Annotated in this window: 21 protein-coding genes and 2 pseudogenes; 8 read left to right on the top strand and 15 right to left on the bottom strand. The window is 41.4% G+C overall.

All coding sequences use genetic code 11. The annotated features are described in order from the left end of the window. Positions 1-240: 240 nt before the first annotated feature. Entirely contained in the window at positions 241-1,578 is a 1,338-nt protein-coding gene (locus AOT13_RS11015) for a radical SAM/SPASM domain-containing protein (protein WP_013401044.1), read from the bottom strand. Positions 1,579-1,919: 341 nt separating this feature from the next. On the opposite strand from AOT13_RS11015, the gene AOT13_RS11005 reads away from it, so the two are divergent. Then, a complete protein-coding gene (locus AOT13_RS11005) occupies positions 1,920-2,255 on the top strand; it encodes a hypothetical protein (protein WP_042385538.1) in 336 nt (111 codons plus the stop codon). A gap of 108 nt (positions 2,256-2,363) precedes the next feature. Here AOT13_RS11005 and AOT13_RS11000 read toward each other — a convergent pair whose 3' ends face one another. The 3 genes from AOT13_RS11000 to AOT13_RS10990 all read right to left on the bottom strand — a co-directional run bounded on the left by AOT13_RS11000 (position 2,364) and on the right by AOT13_RS10990 (position 4,583). Continuing rightward, a complete protein-coding gene (locus tag AOT13_RS11000) occupies positions 2,364-2,735 on the bottom strand; it encodes an IDEAL domain-containing protein (RefSeq protein ID WP_003251116.1) in 372 nt (123 codons plus the stop codon). Positions 2,736-3,369: 634 nt separating this feature from the next. Continuing rightward, positions 3,370-3,993, bottom strand: a complete 624-nt coding sequence (locus tag AOT13_RS10995) for a class I SAM-dependent methyltransferase (protein WP_041269479.1) — start codon at positions 3,991-3,993, stop codon at positions 3,370-3,372. 140 nt (positions 3,994-4,133) lie between these two features. Next, complete coding sequence (locus AOT13_RS10990) at positions 4,134-4,583, bottom strand: DMT family transporter (RefSeq protein WP_003251123.1); 450 nt, start codon at positions 4,581-4,583, stop codon at positions 4,134-4,136. A gap of 346 nt (positions 4,584-4,929) precedes the next feature. Here AOT13_RS10990 and AOT13_RS10985 point away from each other — a divergent pair, with 346 nt between their 5' ends. Next, on the top strand, positions 4,930-5,409 hold the full coding sequence (locus AOT13_RS10985) for a hypothetical protein (RefSeq protein ID WP_003251125.1): 480 nt from the start codon (positions 4,930-4,932) through the stop codon (positions 5,407-5,409). 78 nt (positions 5,410-5,487) lie between these two features. On the opposite strand, the gene AOT13_RS10980 is transcribed toward AOT13_RS10985, so the two are convergent. Together AOT13_RS10980 and AOT13_RS10975 are read right to left on the bottom strand one after the other, a co-directional pair. Next, on the bottom strand, positions 5,488-6,078 hold the full coding sequence (locus AOT13_RS10980; RefSeq protein WP_003251127.1) for a hypothetical protein: 591 nt from the start codon (positions 6,076-6,078) through the stop codon (positions 5,488-5,490). Positions 6,079-6,330: 252 nt separating this feature from the next. Beyond that, entirely contained in the window at positions 6,331-6,963 is a 633-nt protein-coding gene (locus AOT13_RS10975; RefSeq protein ID WP_003251129.1) for a BMQ_0737 family morphogenetic spore coat protein, read from the bottom strand. A 256-nt stretch (positions 6,964-7,219) separates the two neighbouring features. On the opposite strand from AOT13_RS10975, the gene AOT13_RS10965 reads away from it, so the two are divergent. Next, complete coding sequence (locus AOT13_RS10965; RefSeq protein WP_230457038.1) at positions 7,220-9,025, top strand: coiled-coil domain-containing protein; 1,806 nt, start codon at positions 7,220-7,222, stop codon at positions 9,023-9,025. Positions 9,026-9,404: 379 nt separating this feature from the next. On the opposite strand, the gene AOT13_RS10960 is transcribed toward AOT13_RS10965, so the two are convergent. The 6 genes from AOT13_RS10960 to AOT13_RS10925 form a co-directional block, all read right to left on the bottom strand. Continuing rightward, positions 9,405-9,725 (bottom strand): hypothetical protein, encoded by a 321-nt coding sequence (locus AOT13_RS10960; RefSeq protein WP_003251132.1) that lies wholly within the window; start codon positions 9,723-9,725, stop codon positions 9,405-9,407. A 337-nt stretch (positions 9,726-10,062) separates the two neighbouring features. Further along, entirely contained in the window at positions 10,063-10,896 is an 834-nt protein-coding gene (locus AOT13_RS10950) for a formate/nitrite transporter family protein (protein WP_003251134.1), read from the bottom strand. 346 nt (positions 10,897-11,242) lie between these two features. Beyond that, complete coding sequence (locus tag AOT13_RS10945; RefSeq protein WP_013401047.1) at positions 11,243-12,616, bottom strand: 2-oxo acid dehydrogenase subunit E2; 1,374 nt, start codon at positions 12,614-12,616, stop codon at positions 11,243-11,245. A 27-nt stretch (positions 12,617-12,643) separates the two neighbouring features. Beyond that, positions 12,644-13,663, bottom strand: coding sequence for an alpha-ketoacid dehydrogenase subunit beta (locus AOT13_RS10940; RefSeq protein ID WP_003251137.1), 1,020 nt, complete (start codon positions 13,661-13,663; stop codon positions 12,644-12,646). Between the two features lie 25 nt (positions 13,664-13,688). Then, a complete protein-coding gene (locus tag AOT13_RS10935) occupies positions 13,689-14,675 on the bottom strand; it encodes a thiamine pyrophosphate-dependent dehydrogenase E1 component subunit alpha (protein WP_003251140.1) in 987 nt (328 codons plus the stop codon). A gap of 240 nt (positions 14,676-14,915) precedes the next feature. Next, positions 14,916-16,844 (bottom strand): sigma-54-dependent Fis family transcriptional regulator, encoded by a 1,929-nt coding sequence (locus AOT13_RS10925; RefSeq protein ID WP_003251142.1) that lies wholly within the window; start codon positions 16,842-16,844, stop codon positions 14,916-14,918. 658 nt (positions 16,845-17,502) lie between these two features. Here AOT13_RS10925 and AOT13_RS10915 point away from each other — a divergent pair. Next, positions 17,503-18,225 (top strand): MBL fold metallo-hydrolase, encoded by a 723-nt coding sequence (locus tag AOT13_RS10915; RefSeq protein WP_003251144.1) that lies wholly within the window; start codon positions 17,503-17,505, stop codon positions 18,223-18,225. After that, positions 18,222-18,785 carry a TetR/AcrR family transcriptional regulator gene (locus AOT13_RS10910; protein WP_003251146.1) on the top strand — a complete coding sequence of 188 codons (564 nt, stop codon included), beginning with the start codon at positions 18,222-18,224 and terminating at the stop codon, positions 18,783-18,785. The genes AOT13_RS10915 and AOT13_RS10910 overlap by 4 nt, the downstream gene beginning before the upstream one ends. A 262-nt stretch (positions 18,786-19,047) precedes the next feature. Here the strand turns inward: AOT13_RS10910 and AOT13_RS10905 are convergent, their stop codons facing one another. Further along, positions 19,048-19,545, bottom strand: coding sequence for a L,D-transpeptidase family protein (locus tag AOT13_RS10905; protein ID WP_003251149.1), 498 nt, complete (start codon positions 19,543-19,545; stop codon positions 19,048-19,050). Positions 19,546-19,656: 111 nt separating this feature from the next. Between AOT13_RS10905 and AOT13_RS10900 the strand changes: the two are divergent. Next, positions 19,657-20,398: pseudogene (locus AOT13_RS10900) on the top strand (Ppx/GppA phosphatase family protein); the annotation flags it as partial. A 79-nt stretch (positions 20,399-20,477) separates the two neighbouring features. Then, positions 20,478-21,482 (top strand): annotated as a pseudogene (locus AOT13_RS10895) (polyphosphate kinase); the annotation flags it as partial. A gap of 142 nt (positions 21,483-21,624) precedes the next feature. On the opposite strand, the gene AOT13_RS10890 reads toward AOT13_RS10895, so the two are convergent. Further along, positions 21,625-22,437 (bottom strand): SDR family NAD(P)-dependent oxidoreductase, encoded by an 813-nt coding sequence (locus tag AOT13_RS10890; RefSeq protein WP_042385548.1) that lies wholly within the window; start codon positions 22,435-22,437, stop codon positions 21,625-21,627. Between the two features lie 71 nt (positions 22,438-22,508). Further along, positions 22,509-22,811 carry an ArsR/SmtB family transcription factor gene (locus tag AOT13_RS10885; protein ID WP_042385552.1) on the bottom strand — a complete coding sequence of 101 codons (303 nt, stop codon included), beginning with the start codon at positions 22,809-22,811 and terminating at the stop codon, positions 22,509-22,511. Positions 22,812-23,234: 423 nt separating this feature from the next. Here AOT13_RS10885 and AOT13_RS10880 point away from each other — a divergent pair, with 423 nt between their 5' ends. Next, the gene (locus AOT13_RS10880) at positions 23,235-23,573 is read left to right on the top strand and encodes a thioredoxin family protein (protein WP_080695368.1); all 339 of its coding nucleotides are present in this window, start codon (positions 23,235-23,237) and stop codon (positions 23,571-23,573) included. The last annotated feature ends 175 nt before the right edge of the window (positions 23,574-23,748 follow it).

The raw sequence follows: 23,748 nt of genomic DNA, 5'->3' as shown, positions 1-23,748 counted from the left end.
ATACGCGCTCCTTTTGGAAAAAGACAAATTGGCACCCCCGTTTTCTGGGGAAAGCAAATAAAAACCATACTAATTTAAATTGCCCGGAACAGATTTAGAAAGTCTGCCTGAGTTAGACGCTGTGACTGGAGAAACAGCAGGACGCAAAATCCGCATATCATTCACCTCCTCCCATTGTTGGGAAATGTTTTTGTTAGTTGCTCTCGCCAATCATTAAAACGTTTGGCCCCAATCAGCGCGTCACTGTTGCTTTGTTTTTGATTGTTGGGCATGAATTAAGCGCAACACTTGTTTAATTTTTCGCTTTTCATAAGGGCAAGGACGCTGACTTTTACGTATGCGGTACATTGGGCAATGATTCCCTTGACATGCCGGACGGAAAAAGCAAGCTTGGCAATGTCCATCTTGTTCTTCTCCTGACGTGACCCATAAGGCTAATTTATCGAAATCCACTTCCATTGTCCCATCGTCATGAAGCCGTCCAACATGGTTATATTCCTCATGAAGGAAACAAGTACATTTATACAGTTGGCCATTGGCGCCAATGACAAACGAATGCGGCTTAGCTGCATAACAAACTGCCCCAGTTGGCATTAACATTGATTCAATGATCGAACTCATATTTAACCCACGATGAATGCCAAATTCCGTAAACTCCCATATTTTTGTCTCTGCGGTGCGATGGTCGCATATCGGCAAATTTTCATCGTTCGCGCCGCCCCATTTGCCAACAGGGCGACAAAAAATTTGAAAGCGCGAGTCTCCTGCAAAATAACCGGCCAGCTCTTCTAAAAAGCGCGGAATGTGGGCAAGATTGTCTTCATCAAAATTAATGCGAATGTAAATTTCAAAAGAATCATCTAATGTCTGTATATCAAGCAAATGATGGATGATCGTCTCATACGTTGATCCTTGATTCGCAAGAGCCCGGCGCGCATCATGCACGTCTTTGCTTCCGTCCAGTGTCACCATGAAGCGGTTCACTTTATATTTCAATAAATTTTGCAATGTTTGTTTCGATAAAAAATAGCCGTTCGTCGACATTTCCGCTTGATAGGTTACGCCATGACGGTCGGTCCATTCAACGATCGCCTCGCTTAATTCTTCGATAACGTCATACGCTAATAACGGTTCTCCACCAAACCAGCTGACAGTAAGATGCTCCAGTCTTGGAATTTTATTTTTCAAAAAATGTTTTAACCCATTCACAACATTGCGGCTCATCTTTCCACGCGAAAAGTCTTGATAACAATATGTACAGCGAAAATTACATGCTTCTGTCGGAAGCACAATCAGGTGCATCGCATCCGTTCGATGTAAAGTTTGATGCAAAAATTGGGCGCGCTTTTCCTCGTTTGCATGCTCTGGAACAAGAAACCCGCATTCGGCAAGCGTTTTTTCGACAGGCGATAATTCTCGATCGATGCCGCTCCGCTTTAATGCTTGCAACACATCTTTTTTCTCTTCCGCCGTTACGACAACGATCGCGCCTGTGTAACTATTGTAAAGAATGAGTTCCCCGCTTTCTGTTTGTGAAATTGCATTAAACCGAGATGGAAACCATTTCATATTGCTCATCGTTCTACACCCTTTTTGTAAAATTATATAAAGAAATAAATATTTTGTTTGTTACATATATCACAATGATAATTTTGAGCCTGATGACCGTATGCAACGCCGACAAATTTTAGTGTAAGAAAATAAAAGGGCATAGACTCATTCTGTTTTTGAACGTTATATGAATATTTTTCTAAAAAAGTTTGACAGTAAGCCACCACATGCGCCATTTCGTGCCAAAGAGAGTTAGCCGCCCCCTTCGCACCGAAAGAGCTCACGAAGATGTTTTCCAAACAAATAAGGGGCTGCTCCCAAACGTTTGGGATTCAGCCCCTTCATTCATCGCCAGAAAAGAATCATATATGCATTTTTCGAAAAAAATCAGCATGGTTATGGAACCCAGTTTCCAATCCATCCAGTGCGGTGTGCTTCAAAATGCCGCGGCACGGAATGCTTTGCAAGAAGCGGCGCAGCTTCCTGTAAGCGTCGCTTTCTTCTCCTCAACCTTGAAATTCAAACCGATCTTTTTCAGCTGCCCAAACAGGGCGGAACCATTGACAAATTGCCTTCGCCCGGACGGTTCCTTCGCCGCAACGTTTTCAATTCCGGCAGCTGCCGGAGATGTTCCCCTTCCTCAAATCGAGCCGGAAAGTTTCGTCCCATCGACAGCGCCAGCGGAAGCCACAAACAAAACGTGATTCTCTAAAGATTTTCAACAGTAACATTCAGTGTTCACCGATCATTTCCGCCTTCCACATGTTTAGCTGAATTACGTGGCGCTATGGACTTTTCCAGCCTTCAGCCTCTCATGCCGTATGCTCCCTGTCTGCTTTAAAAGAAGGGGGATTGTCATTCTTTTTTTTACCATCTTGCGCAACTTGCTTTATCTCTTTTAATTTGGTTGACAGTTCCATAAACCAGCTTTCATCTTTAGTTTGCAAAGCAAGATCAATTAACGCTTTAATCTGTTCCTCATCCTCAAAGGTCGATATAGGGAGTCTTTTCACCCAATGCTTTAGCGTTTCAACAGTCTTGCCAATGATTTCTTTATTATCAGAGTCCATCACTTTTATTTTGACCGTTTCTTGCAGCGGATTTGCTGTTTCAATATAACCGTATATCAATTCACCGTTTCTGGTTTTTCCTTTTACCCAATCCCCAACTTCTACTCTATCCATCGAATTCACCACCACTTAAAGTGTTTAATAAAAAATTACAAAAAAGATGGGCAACGATAGATAGCTCATCTTCTGTAACAAAAATTATTACATTTTATTTAAAGAAAATCAAACAATATCTACCCATTATGTTAAAATGACTTAATTCGCTTGAGTAAAGCCATTCGCAAAACCGGATGCCGGCTTTCTCCACTCATTTCTGCGCATATATTCCCGGACTTCAGATGGGTGCGCAGCCGATAATTCTTTCATTTTTTCTTCTTCCTTCATACGGGAAACATTCTCGGCGGATCGAAAATTGTAACTCTATTTAAAACAAAAATTATTTTCTTAATATTTTATACACAATTTAAAAAAGTGGCCATCTCTGAATCTCTCCGCTACTTTTGCTGAAATTCCCAAAATGCCGAATTGCATTTTCTCGCAAATACATCAACAAAATACTTTCTTACCGGCAATCCTTTCCATGCTATTTTCCAAATTTAGCGAGGGCCGCCTTTATGCATGAACCGCCACTTCTGAAGGCACCAAAGCGCAAGCGCAGCCACGACAGAAACAGGCGCACAATTTCATGTTAGCGGCCGCTTCTCCAACCCTCTCTTATCATTATTGTATTGCATAAGTTTAACCTTTGCTATGTACAGCCGGTGATTTTTTTCAATACAATCTTTCGATACATGCCGCGCATCATTACATCGGAATCTTCAATGACGCAGCATTCATGTTTGACTGCTTTATAAACCTTTGCAAATGAAATGCCTATGTCCGTCCCCAACAGCTTTATGACAGGGCGAATGATTTTTTTTACGACGGAAAGTTTTTGGTGTCTAGGCGCAAATTTGTCGAATATAATGATGGTTCCTCCTTTTTTTACTACCCTTGCCATCTCTAATATCGCTTTTTCCGGATTTGGCACAACACTGACAATTAAACTCGCAACAATCAGATCAAACGAACAAGCCGGAAAAGATAAAGATTGGGCATCCATTTGCATCAATTCAATATGGGGATATTTTCCTTTTGCTTTTTTCAGCATGTCGATAGAGTAATCCACCGCAACAACCTTGAGCCGATCTAACGGAAAAAACGCTAAATCTGCCCCAGTGCCCACACCGACAAAAAGCACCCTGCTTCCCTCTGCCACATTCACTTGCGCAAATACCCTTTTTCTTGCTGAATAAAATAAACCTCGATTGAAAAAGAAATCATAAACAGGCGCCCAGCATTTGTAAATAAAAGCATTCCAACTGTTATTCAGCACCATCACCCTCTTTGGCCTAAGAAGATCGCCGCTTTTTTTCTTCCACTCTGAATGATCTTCCGCTACCTTACAATGTTAATTCCTTCCTTACACCATATTATTTTCTATACGATCATGCACGCGAAAACCCTTCTGTTTTATGACGAAGAAACACTGCCCCGGTAAATAAAGAACAGGGCAACCAACATAAACACCAAGCCCAGCAAACGGTTGACATTCATTGGGATTTTTTGTGCGCCAAACAAACCAAAATGATCAATGATAATACTTATGGCGATTTGGCCAATAATTGCCGCGAAAATCGTTAAAGCCGCCCCTACGTTCGGCACAGAAAGAATGACAAACGTCACAAAAAAAGCCCCTAACAAGCCGCCAAGCAAATTCCATTTCGGCACTTGAAACACATGGGTGATTTGCCCCTTTCCAAAAAACAGGACCAAAAAGGCTAAAAAAAGCGTTCCGACAAAAAAGGAAGTAAATGCTCCTTCAACGCTGCCGATTTTTTTCCCTAAGCTTCCGTTGATAGGCGCCTGAATTCCCGCCATCATTCCGCCCAACAAGGCTAAAAGAATGTACAAAAACTTCATTTTACCGCCTCCTAATAAAGTGATTATTACAATCCTATCATATTCCTGTTGTTAACATTATAAAAATAAATTGTTTGTCACGCATTTGCTAAGCATCATCAAGGACATTTAGAAAAACGGCTTCCTCCTAATGTGTTAACATCCCTCTTTATCCAATTAACTTTGATGAAAGGAATAAAAACTTTTTCATACCATTCCCAATAATACAATCCAAAGAAGACTTGACTATTGCAGGATTCAAAAATAGGTGAAACAATGGTCGTTTATCCGACACATTCTTCTTATATTTATCATTTACTACAATAGATGCGAAAGCATAAATTATTCGGAAAGGAAGCGATATACAATGGCTTGCTTATGTAATGGTGGCTTATTTCCACAATTGTTTTTTACCCAATCAACAACCGATTTGCCCGTTCCCATCGTAGCAGGAACCGTTACCACTACTCCCGTGCTTACTCTTGAACCAATCACTACGCTTAGCGGAGATCAAGTAAAATTAGATTCCGTAGTTGAACTATCACTCGCAGTGGCCGTACTTGGTGCTGGCATTGGTGTAACAGGGATTACTTATCGTTTAGAACGTTCGACAAACGGAGGAGCGTTTACACCACTTGCATCGCTTGACATTGAACCATTAATCCCTATTTTAGGTGCTGCTTCCACCACCTCTTTATTCCCGAATCTTACTTGGGTAGACACACCAGGTGTTGGAACACACGTGTACCGTATCGTGATCGAAACGAATGGAGGAATTTTAGCTGGTGTAACGACGATCACGGCAGAAACCCGCGCATTAAATGCCCTTGTCATCCGAGAAACATAAATAAACAAAGGCTGACTCAAGCAGGGGAGAATAGATATTGAGTCAGCCTAATTACGAAACATCGATATATCATTTTAGTCACACATGAATCACAATATTGTTCAAGGCCCGGATCCCGTTTTGCAGCTGTTTACAATAAAAAAACCCCTCCATTTTATAAGATGTTTGCACTCTGCTAATATCAAATTTAAGCTGGAAATTGGAAAAAGCCAATTTCTGTCCAGGTTCAATTTGTGAAACGCGGACAGGCTTTATCCAAAATTCTCCTCTCTCCTCTACCATTTTCTTCATATTTTCATCAATATATTGCCACGGTTCCATCACCAATGGATTCAGGCGGCGGTCATATTGGACATCCTCTCCAAGCTTGGCGGATAACACCGCACATTCTTTTGGCGTCACTTTCAAGCATATAACGGGAGTTTCAAGAGCAGCCGAACCAATATTGTGAATCACAAAGCTGCCGATGACAACCCCCTTTTGCTCGTCGCCTTTCGGCAATAAAAACGAATACGTAAAATAGGCAATGGCGCTGATATTCGCATGATCGACTCCCTTTCTTTCTTGTTCTTTGACACTTTTTATTTCCTTCCATCTTTCTTTTATTTCTTGTATTTCCCGTTCTAACGCGCGAATTTTATGTTCTATTTCGAAAATGGAATCCGTCATTTTTTCTCTCGGTTACTAAAATCGATAAAGCGCAAAGCAAACACATTGCTGCAAAAGACAACCGGCGGTTCGCTGTTCAGCCAAGCGTCTGCCCGGCGGAGGTTTTCCGTCTCGATCCTGGCAAGCAACGATTTTAGTAACCAGTTTTGCACCTCCTTGTAAAAATAAATGCTCCTTTTCTTTATATGTATGGAAAAAAGAGGAGTGAATCCCCTCTTTTTTGAAATGGGCAGGAAGCTAAATAACTTATGTTTAAACCGGAAATATCGACGGACATTGGGGCGGAAATACATCCACCGGGCATTCTTCCTCGCAAATAATTTCTGGGCGAGGTTGGCAAAAGCGCGCTGCAACTTCTAGAATGACTTCAAATGTGACGACAATACTTTGACAAATTCTTAGTAAAATGGTTGCAGTAATGGTATCTCCATTTTGTGTAAACGCCCCTACTCGGCAAACGTTAAAATCATTTTGTGTAGAATTGCAACATACTGTTGTGCCTTCTGGTGCGCAAAGAATCACTTCTTCACTTGTGGTAATCATCACTGGGGTACTTAATACAGTCACTTGTGCGCCCTCTGTATTGGTTCCAATTACCTCTAAAATAACTTGAATGGTTTTGCTTAATGTCACAGCTTGCAACGTAACGGGTTGATCTCCTACCATACATTCGATATCACGGCGCGGACCATCTTCCACACATTCTAAAAGACTTACTGAACAATTGACTTGGGAAATGGTGACACCAGTAAGAGAACCAGTGGGGAAAGTAAATGTAAGATCTTGTGTGAGCGACACAACGTTTGTTGTCCAGTCGTATACTTTGCAAACTTGAATGCACTCAGGACTATATTTTTGGTCAAAATGCTCTAAGTTAATTGCCATTGAGTAACCTTCCTTTCATTCATTTTTCAGGCTACTCTATAGTATGTAATTTGCTAACAAGGGTGATAGTACCAGCGCCCAATTTTCCCAGCATGCGCAAATGGTCTTCTCTGTCAATCTTTATGAGGATCTTGCATATAATTGTTAAGGAATGGGCATTTTCTTTATTAAAAATCACCAAAAAGGTGGTGAGGTCGTGAGCGAAGATCATAAAAACATCCAGCTGGAGCAAAAAATTATCCATCTCAAATCGGAATTGGAAAAATATAAAACAATGATTGCTTCATTTCAATCTGATCAACAATTCAACCATTTCAAAGAACAAATGGAACAATTAACATCCGAAAACACCCAGCTGAAAGAGAAATGCCATCATTATGAAGAAATGATTTCAACGCAAAATCGTGAGATTCATCGCCTTTCAGCCGAATTAGAGGAGACAAAAAACAAAAATCGCTTATTGCGTGAGGAAATCCAAAAGTTACGAAGTGAAAATTTTGTTTTTCAGAAAAAAGTAGAAGCAACTGAAGAAAAAATCAAATATTTAGTAAACAATGCTACAGTTTCAAAACAAAGGCAAGTGGAATTGGAAAAAGAAAAAGAGATGATGGAAGAAAAAACACGGTCGTTAGAAAGAGAACTTTCTTCGCAACGATCTCTTATGGAGGAGTATCTTTCATTTCAATCAGAATTACAATCATTCACATCTTGGATAGAAAGGATCAAGACGATGGAAAAAGAATATGTGTTTTTAAAAGAAAACAGTGATAAAATTTTCAAAGAGCTTGAAGAGCTGAAAAAAGTTTTTTTAACACAAAAACAGGAAACAGAAGATTTGAAAAAAGAAGTCCGCACGTTAACAAAAAAATTCCATGCCATCGAAGAACTCGTATCAGATTTTGACAGCGATAAACAAAAGGATCTGGCGGTTTTGCAAAAACGTGTCTTGCATCAACAAGTTGAAATGGAATCTATTCTTGAAAAAAGCATCCTGTTTGCGAAAGAAATAGAAAAAATATCGAAGCAACTTTCCGATTTAACGGAAAAAATGGAGCAAAAACGAGAGGATTCATCGGCAAATGCAGAAATCAACGAAATCAAAGAAATGTTGTCACAATTAGTACAACGATTAATAGCGCAACATGAAACTGCTCATGTTGAAGAAAGCCAAATTGAAATTCTGCAAACCAATCCAGTGATAAAGAAAAATACGGAAACCGAAACATTGCCTGCAAACAGTTTTCTCAAATTGCATGAACTCATTGATGAAACCCAGCAATCGATCATCGTATCCCCGGTCAGAAAGAAAGGGCAAAATTATCCGCAAATGTTCAACGTATATCCCCAAAAATTCAACCAGATAAAAAATGTACGGATTGAAACTATGCCTCTCCAAAACATCCAACAACCATTCCTCCATAAACAGCCGGGAGAGGATGATGATAAATCCCCCAATCTAGTAACATTAACGCCACTATCCACAACCGCGAATGATCTTTCGGACACGCAGATCCCCGTCCCTCCTCTGCCTGAACCAACGGCCGAGCTGGACACTAAAGTAACAGAGACAGCGGAACAATCGGAACATGCGAAAGAAAAACCATCCGGACAATTGAAAGCACATGAGAACACGTCCGAACAAACGGAAACAGAAATTCATGAAAATATAATTCCTATCGTCCATGGAGATCATGCTGATATGCACCAAGAAGAAAAACTTGGCTATGAAAGTCTTAAAATGACAAAATCTGAAAATCATAAATCAGAAGAAAACAGCAAAACAAACATGCTATCTCTTGGCAAAGACGCTGATGCTTCCATTATGATAAAAAATGTGCAGACAAAAAAGAACCCTCCTAGCCCAAAAATTCAAGCAGCCGCCCTTCAGTCGGCAGAACTAATCTTTCATGAAGAACCGGCAAGCCGATCCTTCCAAATCCACGACAAGCCTCCAGAAAACGAAACATCCCAATCTGCCGCAGAAAATTTAACGACCAACAAGTTAGGATTTTTCTCATTATTTAAAAAAAAATATTCAAATAATGTGAAGATGCGGGACTAATCTTTGTCCTCTTGCGCATCTTTTTCTTCATTTCCAAAATTCAGTCCATTTAACAGAAGAGAAGCATATCCCTTTATTTTTTAAGAAGAAAATAGCAAAAACGATGGAAACCATATTCGCTTTCTTATCCAACATCCAAAAGAAGGTTTCGGAGTGCATATCTGATCCTGGATTCGCCGCTTGGACGCACTCCGAAAATCCATCTATGTTTATTCCTTACGTGATTTCTATCATTTTTCTAATTTTTACTTTTATTCCCATAAATTTGTTTAGTTGCGTTCTATTTCAGCGGTGTCCCGGCACGAAAACGTCTTTCCTGTCGGATGGCACGGCTACACATAAAAAACGCACAGACATAGCGGTGACAGGCCGCGCCAAATTATTGTTTCTGCTGGTTAGTGGAAGCGTTTTTTGCCGTTTCTGTTATTTCGTTGGAGAATTCCATCGTCGCTAAGCTTGGCATTCTCGTTTGCCGGTTCATCAATTGGTTGATGCTGCGCATCGCACGCTGAATCGGTTTTGTCATCATATACCGAGCGCCGCTTCTTCTCATGCCGAAAATGGCCGTTGCGGCAATTCCCAATCCTAAACTTAATATGGTCCATATGGCGTTGTTGTTTCGGCGGCGTCCTGCTAAGCGTGACAGCTGGCCCCACATTCCTCTATTACGTCCAAAAGAAAACAGACGCAAACGATTCATGATCTCTACACTCCTCTTCTCCAAATTCCCGTTCGTCCGAAAAAAAGTTCTTTTTCCGAACATTTATAATGTGTGTCAGAGAAGCAAGATCATGCATGGAAAACATTTTACTTAATGACAACGCAGATGAAATCCCGAAAAATTGTGCAAAAAAAACCAGCAAAAAACGATTGGTTTTCTGCTGGTTCTTCCATTTCACCGGACGGAAAGAAATTTTTCTGCAATCATCAAGATTTGCCGCAATGCATATTCCTTTTTTCAACGGGAAATATTAATAACTGTTTCATAACAGATCTTGCCAGGAAATAAAAGGGCTAAATCCCGGGCATGCGTTCCATCATTTATTCAGCATTTTCTTTTTATTATGAAACAAATAGCCAACAGATTGTTTTTCGGAAAATTGGGCATCGTTTCGCGATGCCAAATACGTATACAACGCTCCCATAAATAAAGCACCGCCGACAATATTGCCCAATGTCACAGGAACAATGTTATGCACCACGCCGGCTAAATTAATCGTCTCTGGATGCGGAACCGCTAATGCAATCGAAAAGAGGACGAAATTGGCAATAGAGTGTTCATATCCAGAGGCAAAAAAGATAAAAACAATAAGAATCATCGAAAATATTTTTGCCATATCCTCTTTCATCTGCATTGGAATAAAAATCGCTAAACAAACAAGCCAGTTACAGAGAATCCCTTTAAAAAAAAGCTGCATCATTGTTGCATGCATTTTTTTCTCCGTCACAGCAAATAATAAATGTTCTTTTGGAATATGATCAAAAACGCCGGATTGCGAAATAAGAAAAGCAAAAAACACAGCGCCTAATAAGTTGCCGCTGTAGCACGCAAGCCAATTTTGCAACATATCTTTGAGCGACGTTTCTTTTTGCAAGGTGCTAATTGTAAAATACATCGTATTGCCGGTAAACAGTTCAGCCTCACCATACATAATTAATACTAAGGCGATTCCAAAAAAAATACCGCTAACCAAATAAGTCGCCGGAGAATTCGCTTCACGGAAAAATTCCCCTACGCGGAAGCACAGAACAAGCGCAAATCCGATATACACCCCTGCCAAAGCAGCCCGCACCATATATTGAATAAGAGAACGCTCAAGAATAGAACGCTTTTTTAAAGCTAACTCTTTGCATTTTTGAACTGCTTCCATTTCTTCATCCCTTCTCTTCCATCCATTTTTGTGATGATTTTCACATTCTCCGCGATATATAACATACGTCTTTTTCATTTATTTTTCAACATATCGCTGAAAAAATTAAAATAAATGTCAACAATTTTATTTGTAACCGTTTACTAAAAAAATAACTATTGCAATTCCCAAATAAGTTGTTCTAATATAATCAAATAACCGGCAATCACATTGTTTAACGCCTTTCTGTCATAGGCTTACGTTTAGCGATTATTCTAATGCTTCACCAGGCGAAAAACAAAAAGAGGGTGTTCCAACATTGATGGAACACCCTTTTTCAGCAAAACCATCTTCCCAACAGCGGTGTTTATATGACAAATAACAAATCCGGTTCGCTTAAATATTTTTTCAATTCATTTAACGCTTTTTGCGCTAAAACGCCGTCGATCAAGCGGTGATCATAGCTGAGCGATAAAGCCATCATCGGGGCGATTTCGAGCGAATCATCGACGACAACAGGTTTTTTCTCCACTCTGCCGATCCCTAAAATACATGATTCTGGATAGTGGATGATCGGCGTAAACCAAGAACCATTCGCTGATCCGATGTTTGATATCGTACACGTGGATCCCGTCATTTCATCCGCTTTGATGGAACCATTTCTTGCTTTGTCCGCAAGCTCTTGAATTTCTTTAGCGATTTGAAATAACGATTTTTGATCCGCATGTTTGATCACCGGAACAACAAGGCCGCGATCCGTATCAGCGGCAAAGCCGATATGGTATTCATCCTTTAAAATAATTTCCTCTCGTTCCTCATCCAACGAGGCATTTAACATCGGGTATTTTTTCAGCACCGCCGTTAACGCTTTGACCGCATATGCTAAATACGTGAGTTTAATTCCCTCTTCATCCGCAAACGGTTTCACACTTTGGCGATGGGAGACAAGCTTTGTTACATTCGCCTCATCAAAATGAGTTACATGCGGGATTGCCGATTTCGAATGAACCATGGCGTTTGCTATCGCTTTTCGAATGCCGGTAAGCGGGATTCTTCGTTGGCTTTGCGTGATATCCCGTGTTGTTTCTTTGGCAGCTGCCGCTTTTTGTTCCGCTTCTGTTTGCGCTAATTTCCGTTTGGCGATGACTGCTTCGACATCGCTTTTTAGTATTCTTCCGTTCGGCCCGGTCGGGGTCACTTCATCAAGGTTCACATGGTGTTCGCGGGCAAATTTGCGCACGGATGGCGCCGCTTTGACAAACCGGCTCGGCTGTTTTTCGTGTTCACTTTGTTTTGCCGCATTTCGGACATCTTCTTCCGTGACTTTGCCATCCGGCCCGGTTGGGGTGACAAGGCGCCAGTCCACACCAAGTTCTTTGGCCAATTTTTTTACACGCGGCGTCGCCTTTTTCTCAACCGGAATTTCCTGAGCCTGAACTGCTGTTTCCTCAGGAATCTCCTGCTCTGTTTTCTCCTGCTCCTCTGGGGAATCTGCCGTTTCCGCGGCTGTTTCAATAACAGCTAATACTTCCCCGACCGCGGCGGTTTCGCCTCTTTTTTTCCGGATTTCTTTGACAATGCCTGACTCCGGCGCCTCAATTTCTGAAACGGCTTTTTCCGTCTGCACTTCCACAAGCGTATCGCCTTTTTCCACGGCATCCCCTTCTGAAACATGCCAGAAGGTGATTAAACTTTCATCATACGTATCGGATAGTCGGGGCAATTTCACTTCCATTAACATGGCTACCTCCTGTGTCGGAAATGGATTTTATTCGTTGACGAGTTTCATTGCTTCGTGAAAAATTTTGTCGGCATTTGGCAAGACAAATTGTTCAAGCGGGCGGCTGTACGGAATTGGCACATCCGGAACGGCCAATCTTCTGACAGGCGCATCCAAATCATATAAGCCTTCTTCAGCGGCAATCGCAGCGATTTCTGCCGTCATGCCGTATGATAAGTAATCTTCATCGACAACAAGCAAACGGTGCGTCTTTTTAATTGATTGAAGAATCGTTTCGCGGTCTAAAGGAACGAGGGAACGCAAATCGATGACTTCTGCTTGCACGCCGTGCTGTTCCAGCTTTTTCGCCGCTTCTAAAGCGTGATGGGTCGTCATTTGGATGCCAACAATCGTAATATCCGTCCCTTCTCTCACCACTTTCGCCTTGCCGATTGGCACAGTATATGCTTCTTCCGGAACATGTCCGACGGACGCGTCCAGTTGGTCCATCCAGCCTAATCCTTGCAATGTTTTATGAAACATAAAGACGACTGGATTGTCATCGCGGATGGCGGAAATCATCATTCCTTTCAAATCATACGGAGTGGATGGCGCTACCACTTTCATTCCCGGAAGATGGGCAAAAGTGGCATATAATGTTTGCGAATGCTGGGCGGCATCGCTGTATCCCCCGCCAACAGCGGTCATTAACACGATCGGCAGCTTCACCCGTCCTCCCGACATATATGGAATTTTGGCCATATGGTTATAAATTTGGTCCATGCAAACGCCGAAGAAATCAACGAACATTAATTCAACAATCGGCCGCATCCCTTCTGCAGCGGCGCCAATCGCCGCCCCAATAAATGCCGTTTCGGAAATCGGTGTATCCATCACCCTTTCAGGACCGAATTGTTGAAATAATCCTTCCGTCGCCCCGAATATGCCTCCGTATACACCGACATCCTCTCCCATGACAAACACGCTCGGATCTCGTTCCATTTCTTGGCGGATCGCTTCGGCAATCGCTTTATTTCCTGTTAATAAACGACGCTTTGTTTTTTGCATTTCGATGACCCCTTTCTCTCGTGTTTTAAACAAAAAGATCTTTTAACGCATCAGCCGGTTCCGGATAATCGCTTTCGCGCGCAAACTGATAAGCGGCGTCGACTTCCTGCTTCGCTTTATTTTCCAATGCAATCAGCCGCTGTTCTTCTATTCCATGTTCTTTTATTAAAATTTGGCGCATACGGACAATTGGGTCTTTTTCCCTCAACAACGTCACTTCGTTTTTATCGCGGTACACTTCCGGATCTCCTTGGAAATGCCCTAAATAACGGTAAGTTTCGATTTCAATGATGGATGGCCCTTCTCCCCTTCTCGCCCGTTCCACCGCTTCTTTGGAAACATTGTACATTTCGATCGGGTCATTATCTTTCACATAATATCCTTTTATTCCATATGCGACTGCTCTTATGTCATTGGACGGAACGGACGTGGATGCCGATTTAGGGACAGAAATTCCGTATTGATTGTTCTCAATCACGACAATCAAAGGTAAGTTCCAAAGTGCCGCCATATTTAAAGATTCATGGAAAGCACCTTGGTTGGCCGCTCCTTCCCCGATAAAAGCGACAGCCACCCAATCGGTTCCTTTTTTCTTTGCTGCGAGCGCTGCGCCAAGCGCATGGGGTATGCCGGCTCCGACAATTCCGCCGCAAGAAAATTTGACATCTGGATCAAATAAGTGCATATGCCCGCCTTTTCCTTTTCCAAGTCCAGTCACTTTTCCAAAGATTTCGGCGGTCATTCTGTTCAGGTCAACCCCTTTTGCGATCGCATGATGGTGCGGGCGATGCGGAGATGTTACCGTGTCTTCTTTCTTGAGATGAACGCATATGCCGACGGCAGCCGGTTCCTGCCCTGTTGCCAAGTGCATTTCACCCGGCACAGGTCCTGCGCCAATATTAAAGACAGGGTTTTTTCCTTCGGCATAAGCTTCTGCCATTTTATCCTCGTAATAACGGATTTTGTACATTGTTTCATACATCCAAATAAGATGGTCAATCGAAATCACCAACTTGCTCTCCTCCTTTATTTTAAAATAAAGCGTTTTCATTTATATTTAAAAAGCAAAAAACGTGCCAATGCAGCAGGGCGCATGGTGGAATTTACCGCAAACCATTCTCATTCCGCTAAAAATTTTCTTTATGAGATCATCCGCTTTATAGAAAAAAAGCAACAAAATGTCCCATTTTGGAACACTTTGTTGCTACATATTGATACAATTTGATACAAAATGAAACAATATTACTCCAAGCTAATAAGCGATGTTAAATTTTCGCATTTGCCGATAAAAAGTGCTTCTGGAAATCCCTAAATGCTTAGCCGCTTTCGAAATATTCCCGTTGCATAAACGTAATGCCTGAATGATGGACTGTTTTTTAATATCGTCTCTATGCACCGGCACTTCTTTCTTCTTCAAACTTGGAAACATTTGAAACATTTCTTCCGGCAAATCGTTTGCGGTTAAAATCGAGTTCGTATGTTGGTTTAACGTTCTTTCTAATATGTTTTGCAATTCCCGGATATTCCCCGGCCAGTCGTACTGCATGAGTGCTTGGAAAAAGTCTGGCCGGATTTCCGGAAACGGCTTATTTAATTTTTGGCAAAGCTTGCTGATAAAATGATGGACAAGAAGCGGTATATCTTCTTTTCTTTCCCGCAAAGGAGGCAAGGTGATCGGCATCACATGAAGGCGAAAGAACAGATCTTCCCTGAAACTTCCTTTTTGCACTTCTTCGCGGAGGTTTTTATTCGTCGCCGCAATAATGCGGACATCCACCGGTATCACTTTATGGCCGCCAATCCGCATCACTTCTTTTTCCTGAATGACACGCAAAAGCAGGACCTGCATTTCTAAAGACATTTCGCCAATTTCATCCAAAAAGAGAGTGCCGCCATCAGCAAGCTCAAATTTTCCCGCACTTCCGCCTTTTTTCGCTCCAGTAAAGGCGCCTTCCACATAGCCAAACAGCTCGCTGCCGAGAAGATCGCGAGGGATTCCGCCGCAATTGATGGCAATAAACGGCTTGTTTCTTCGCTTGCTTGCATTATGAATGGCTTGCGCGAGCATTTCTTTTCCCGTTCCGCTTTCTCCCATGATCAAAACGTTGGAGTCGGTCGCTGCCGCGAGTTTTGCTTCATTCAGTTTTTGCAGAAAATAAGGATGTTTTCCGATAATGTCATCAAATGTTATTTTTGCCTGGTTTCCGGATAGCCGGTTGACAAATTGGCGCACTTGTTCAATTTCTTTCAGCATAATCATCGAACCGATCCAATGGTTGTCTTTATAGATGGGAATTTTATCAACCATAACATGACGGATGTTTCTTGATGGTTTCACTTTTAAATGGAGTTCCTTGTTTTGCAGGTAGACAGGCCGATTGGAAGCAATCGATGGATTGGCCAAAATTTCGTTGATTCTTTTTCCTTCGAGATGCGGCTGATCAAGGCAAAGCAGTTTCTTCAGCTGATCGTTCGCCTTTATAATGTTCCCTTCTGTGTCAATAATGAGGATGCCTTCTTTCATATTATTGGTTGTCGCTTCCAGAAACCTTTGCATCATCATATTTTTTTCCACATTCTCATTTAATTTCAATTGATACTCAATAGCTTTGACCGCGGAAACCACCATCCCCAGCGTGTGAGGATGCACTTTTTCATATGGTCCGGATACATTTAACACCCCGATGATGCTGCCATTGGAATCGTGAATCGGGGCCGCGGAACAAGTCCATGATTGGCATATTTGCGAATAATGTTCTTCCGCAAATATTTGTACAGGCTGATCGATCACAATGGACGTGCCAATCGCATTGGTCCCCATCGTTTGTTCACTCCAATCGGCTCCCTCGACAAAGCCGATTTGCGCTGCCATCTCCAGTGTTTCGGGATCGCCGAGTGATTTTAGTAACTGCCCTTTTTCATTGCAAAGAATGACTAAAAATCCCGATCCCTTTACGATGGAATAAAGCCCTTCCATTAACGGTATTGATAAATCAATCAAGTATTGGTATTGCGCCATGTCTATTGTTTTTATACAACCATACGGCCGGAAAGGATCTACCTTCCATTTTTTAGAGCGAATCCATGAGTCTTTGACAATCGGGGAAAGCTTTTCATCCAGCTCATCGCCAAAAATAAAGCGCTTCCACATTTCTTTGACATCCTCCCGCCGGCTATTCACGTTAAAACACCTCCTCAGCATTTTAAGAGCCGGTGGTGCATCCGTGATAGTTTACCATTTTTTCACCATAACAATGAAGTGACTATTAGGCTTGAAATATTGCCGGTGTTTAAAGCAGGCAACCTGTCCATTCCGGTTGTTTGTCTATATTGTAGCATTGAATATTGGCATATGCTAAAAAAATGGATTGCGTTAGGTGATCTGCTGCAAACGGCATCACTGCCAGAAATGGCGGGCTTCCCGCTTCATCTGGCACGGCTGCCTTCATCCATCTGTGAAGGCACGTCCCATGCCTGATAAATTTTTAAGCATTACGTCCCGATCAACAGCAAGCATCCTTATTAACGGGATGGCGAGCAATGCTTTCTTTCGTCGGTCTAAGGAAAAAAGAGCTGGTGCAACATCTCTGACAAGTCTGTTTGTTGGCAAACGCGGGGGGATTTCTTTATGGTTTGGTGATCTTTCCATTCATTTTAAATCGTTTTCCACGAACAAAGTCAAAAAGAAAAGGTCAGACCCTATTTTTGTCAATTAAAATTTGCGTAGCTTAAGGTTGAAATCAAAAAAAATCAGGTACAAAATTGAAAAAATCCCTTGCTAAGACTAATATTATTAGTTAATATATTAATATCCTTAGTTTTTTCGGGGAGGAGTTTTTGTGCGCATTCGCCAACATGGATTTATATATCAATTAACATTTTTACCGTCTCTTTTTCCGGTGAACTGTTATCTTGTTGAAGAAGAAAATGAATTAACCCTTATTGATGCCGCACTTCCTTACAGCCACAAGAAAATATTACAAACAGCAAATAAAATAGGTAAGCCTATCACTCGCATTGTATTAACACATGCTCATCAAGATCATGTGGGGGCACTGGATTATTTAAAAAAGGCGCTGCCTAAAGCAGAGGTAATGATATCAAAACGGGACGCCAAAATTTTGCGGGGTGATCGAACACTTGAAGCCTCTGAACCGCAAACGCCCATTCGCGGCAGCATACCTAAATCTCTTCAAACAAGGCCTGATCATTTACTTAACGATGGCGACAGAATTGGGTCGCTTAAAGCAATATTCGCCCCAGGACATACTCCTGGCCTAATGGCGTTCTTAGACATGCGGAGCCACGCCTTAATTGTTGGAGATGCCTTCCAAACACATGGAGGCATTGCAGTTGCTGGCAAAGTAAAGCCGTTATTTCCATTTCCGGCATTCGGAACTTGGAATAAAGAAATAGCGTTAGAAAGCGCACGAAAATTGAGAGATTTAAATCCTTCCTTGTTAGCCTCAGGGCATGGTCCTATGTTAATGAATCCTGTTGCGGCAATGAGCAAGGCCATCAACGATGCAGAAAAATCATTAGAAAGAAGGGGAAACCAATGAGGCAAGGCCTTGATAAAATGTCTGTTCTCAAGGCGGCAGCGGAACTTGCTGATCAAGAAGGGTTTGAACAGTTATCCCTCGCTTCCTTAGCTAAAAAATTACAGATCCGCACTCCGTCGTTGTATAACCATGTGCACGGATTGCCAGGTTTGAAAAAGGAACTAGCTTGTTATGCGCTGCGCAAATTAAAGGAAACACTGGCGGAAGCGGTTATTGGCAAATCCGGTGATGAGGCTTTGCATTCTATAGGAGTTGCCTATGTTTCATTTGTTCGGCAACACCCCGGACTTTATGAAGCAACCATGGGAGCCCCCGATCCTCTAGATTCAGACATTCAAGCAGCCGGAAACGAAATTGTTGCTCTCTTGCTGCGTGTTTTGGAACCATACAGGCTTGACCGCGAAAATGCCCTCCATACTGTGCGCGGCCTTCGCAGTATTGTGCATGGATTCGCCACTCTAGAGTTAAAGAAAGGATTCAATATGAATCTAGACACAGATGAAACTTTGAAACACATTTTGAGCACATACTTAGCTGGGCTGCGCACAAAATTTCACTAACAGGCAGTTTTATAAAAGATATGTAAATGAAGGTAAGCAGCATATTAAGATATCTAATATGTGCTTACCTTCTTGCTTTCATACTGAAGAATGGCTATTTTTCTATGTTATGATACAAACAGCTATCAGCCTCCGCTGTTTATTAATTAGGCCGGTTGTTTTATATACCAGCAAGGACGCATCATTGCCACCCGGCACAGCATAAAGTTGCAGTTCTTGACCGGCATTCTCCAATAACTACTTGTTGCCTATTTTCTCGGTATTATGGCCGGATGAACACTTCTGTTCCGTTTGGCACAAGCGAAGCTAATTCTAAGACATCTTTGTTGTGCATTCGGATGCATCCTTTTGATACATATTTTCCAATGGAGGATGGATTATTTGTGCCGTGAATGCCATAATGGATTTTCGATAAACTTAACCATATAGCGCCAAACGGCCCGCCAGGATTCGGTTGGCGATTGACGATGACAAAGTCGCCAACCGGTGTTGCCGTCACCATTTTTCCAACAGCAATCGGATATATACGAACAATGCTTCCGTTCTTTTTTAATGTTAACTGCCGGCGGCTGACAGAAATATGGATGGTATATGGAATAGAACCTTTTGCGGGAAGATGAGGAATCACAATCTCCTGACCGGGAACGAGGACAGAAGACATAGTCAAATGATTGGCATTTAACAACGCTTGCGCTGAAGTGCGATAATCCGTCGCAATGGAAAAGATGGTTTCCCCTTGTTTTACAATATGTTTGTACATAGGAATTCCCTCCTCTTTTCGGCTTTTGGAAGAACATTGGTTCAGGAAAGCATATGATATAATAAAGCAACATTTACAATATTTTTAAAATAAAATAAAGGATGGAATGAAATGAAGGAGAAGTGCGGCATTATTGACATCGGTTCAACTACGATGAAACTAGTGATGTATGAACGCAATCAAAGCGGTCGTTTGAAAGAAATCGAGAACGTGAAGGCTGTTGCGCGGCTCCGCATTATTTAACAGAAGATTGTGTCTTAACAGAAGAAGGAATTCGCGTGCTGCTGGAGACACTGTTAAGTTTTCAAGACATTACTCGCCATCATCAAATTCAACATGTGAAATGTGTTGCAACAGCGACGATTCGCCAGGCAAAAAACAAAGAAGAGATAAAAAAACTAGTAGAAGAAACCACTGATTTCCAAATCCGTGTTTTATCGGAATACGAGGAAGCTTACTACGGCTTTCTTTCAGTAGTTAATTCCACTCCCATTACGGAAGGAATTACGATCGATATTGGCGGAGGGAGCACAGAACTAACCTATTACAAAGACCGCCAGCTCATTGAATATTACAGCTTCCCATTTGGCACATTATCATTAAAACAAACATTCATTGCAGGCCATATCCTAACAAAAGAAGAATTAAGGCGACTTTCTTTCTATATCACAGAACAATTTCAATCACTGCCATGGCTGGGCAATAAGAAAATACCGATTATTGCCATCGGCGGGAACGCGCGAAATTTAGCGCAAATTCATCAGTTATTAAAAAATATCCTCTTGCTGGCATTCATCAGTATGAAATGAATTTACATGATATCATGGAAATACGCAGATTGCTGGCATCATTGATAAAACCTTTTTCAAACAATATATAAAGCCGTTTCAAAACTGGTTTACACGCGACGAACAAAAAATGGGGAGTATGTGATGGCAGAGCAGCGAGCTGAATTGGACAACCCACGCTATTATAACAACCGTGAACTAAGCTGGTTAGCGTTTAATGAACGTGTGCTTCAAGAAGCGTTTGATAAACGCAATCCATTGCTTGAACGATTAAAATTTCTGGCTATTTTCAGCTCTAATTTAGACGAATTTTTTATGGTTCGTGTTGCAGGTTTGAAAGATCAAGTAAAGGCGGGATTTAATAAACCAGAAAATAAGGCAGGCTTGACACCGAAACAACAGTTGTCGAAGATTTCACTGAAGGTACACGAACTCGTCGAGTCACAATATCAAATTTATAATGATGTGTTGATGCCAATGCTAAACGAAGAAAATATCTATCTGCTTTCCATGAATGAACTGACAGACGAGCAAACACAATATTTGCAGAACTACTTCGCTGAACAAGTGTTCCCAGTGCTGACCCCAATGGCAGTCGATGCATATCGCCCGTTTCCAATGTTGTTAAATAAAAGCTTAAATTTGGCGATCTTGCTTGAAGACAATAAGCGAAACAATGAAGAAATGCAAAAGAAGCTGGCGATCGTCCAAGTTCCTTCCGTCTTGAACTGCTTTATTTCATTGCCTTCTGACGATGGACGCTTATGTTATGTTTTACTGGAGGATGTTATTACTGCCCATATACATACGTGATTCAAAGGATACAAAGTGATTTCTGTTACGCAATTCCGCTAACGCGAAACGCGGATTTTAACCATCCATGAAGAAAGCGCCCGCGATTTATTGCAAGAAATTGAAAAGGAATTGAAGGAGCGGAAATGGGGGAGCCGCCGTTCGTTTGGAAATGAGCAAAAATAATCATGATAAGTTTATTTTAAATTATTAGATGAATTGGAAATTTGCGAAAAAGATGTTTATGAAATCGACGGGCCGCTTGATTTAACGTTTTTATTCCACTTTTATAAGGAGTTGGCCAAATTTAAAGAACATTTAGTATATGAAGCATTGATTCCACAGCCTCCAAAGAACCGGCCATCTTTAAAATAAAAAAGATGACTGGTTTTTAACGGTTTTCGCCTTAAAAAATATCAAACGCAAATCAGGAACAAACTTCAAACTAACTAAATTAAAACAATTGAAACATTCACCAAAAGAACGTAAAAAAACACCCTTAACAATGATAAGTACTGCCTTCGCTTTTGGTTTGCTCACGTTCTTGTATTTGTCTGACGATTGCGGTTACCGCCTTCCGCGGCAAAAATCGGACACTCGCTGCAAGCAAACGGTTTTTGAATCCCGGAATAATGATGGTCTTATTTTTTATCAGCCCGTTATAACCGGCTTCGACGACTTGTTTGACGTCCATGACACCGAGTTTGCGCAGTTTCGATTGCAACAAATTGGCACGCTCAAAAAATTCTGTTTCAGTTGGTCCAAGGCAAAGTGCAGCAACCGTCACGTTCGTTCCTTTTAATTCGTTCGCCAATGCTTCTGTAAAGGAAAGGACGTACGCCTTTGTCGCGTAATAAACTGCCATCAGCGGGCCCGGCTGGAAAGCAGCAGTGGAAGCGACATTCAAAATTTTCCCTTTGTTCCGCTTAACCATGTCGACTACTGCCCGTTTCGTAAGATGGGTCAATGTTTTTACATTCAAATCAATCATGTTTAATTCTTCTGCTAAGTTGGTTTCCGTAAATTCCCCGTATAAACCAAAGCCGGCATTATTGATGAGCACATCGATTTCAATGTGCTGCTGTTTTAATTCATGATACAAACTCTCAACTTCTTCTTGCTTCGTCAAATCTTTTACATAAAGAAAAACGCGAATGCCATATTTTGCTTCCAACATTTCCTTTAATTGGTGTAACTTTTTTTCACTGCGGGCAACAGCCACGACATCGTAGCCGTCTTTGGCAAACCGTTCCGCAAATGCATAACCAATTCCTCCCGAAGCCCCTGTTATGAGAACCGTTTCTCTTTTCATTTCCATTCCTCCTATATCTAATAGTTTAAACATTTAAACATTCAAAACAAATAAATCACCTTTAGCATTCGCTAAAGGCATTCATTTTCGACCGACTGAATGAGCTGTTTTAATTGATGAATGGCACTTTCTAATGAAAGCAAGTAATAACGTTGCGTTCCTTTTTGCTCGACAGTGACAAGCCCGGCATCGCGCAAAATTTTTAAATGATGGGAAATCGCTGGTCTCGATAAGTTAGAATGCTCCGTAATTTCGTTTACGGTTAATGCTTCATGTTCGGCGAGCAACAAAATAATATCTTGGCGATGCGGATCGCTTAGCGTCTGAAACAAAGGAATGCAAGCGCGAAACAATTCCATTGTCTTCTCACTCATCGTTTCATCTCTTTCTTCTTTATTTTTCGTTTAAATGTTTAAACATTTGATTATACAGCCACTATACCCTATTTTATACCATCTTGTCAACACCTCTCGCTGTTCTCATGTAGCCATCATACTTGAAATAGCGTGCAATACAACTAAATATTGCAAAGCAACAATTCACAATGATGCATCATTGTGCATGTAGTAAATAGCAGTGAAATCTGTAGCAACAAGGCTGCTTTGCCCCCATTGCTCTTTTACTGGCTGAATGCATTCATCGAATAGCAAAAACTAAACCGCCACATCCCCTGTCTTGTTTTCAACAAGACCATAGCAAATGGCTTCAGAAGCAGGTGCAAGAATTTTTGCGGCTTCTTATAGTATAATGAAAAAAGCGCTTGGCTAAAGATCAGCATGGAAGGAGGCGAAATGAACTTGAGTATTAAGAATGAATTATTTTCCATAGAGGAAATTGATCATTTTGTTAACCATCATCATTTAGCATTTTTATACATCTTAAAAACAAATTGCAGTGTTTGCCATGCATTACTGCCAAAAGTGAAAAAAGTCATGGCAGAATTTCCAAAGATTCAAATGGCCTTGGTCAACGCCGATAATGTCCCGGACATAGCAGGTCACCTTTCCATATTTACCGCCCCTGTTTTAATTTTATATGTCGATGGAAAAGAAGTTTTACGAGAGGCAAGGTTCGTTCATGTTGAACAGTTTAAAGAGAAAGTGAAGAAGATTTATTTTTTAGCGGAACAATCATAATTTGTTTGCGCGGTGAAATGATAAGCACCCTTTTCGCTGTGATTCTTCACAGAAGCGGAATGTTAACAAATGTATTCCATGAGAGGAGTCGTTGATATAGGAATATACGCATAAGCCGATCGAATGATTCGATCGGCTATAACGTTATGACAAAATGTTCTTGTCCTAAGAAGGG

It is taken from the genome of Parageobacillus thermoglucosidasius (assembly GCF_001295365.1).
GTDB classification, from domain to species: domain Bacteria; phylum Bacillota; class Bacilli; order Bacillales; family Anoxybacillaceae; genus Parageobacillus; species Parageobacillus thermoglucosidasius.
Note: the sequence above shows the minus strand (reverse complement) of the source record. Positions and strands in the feature narration are given on the sequence as shown.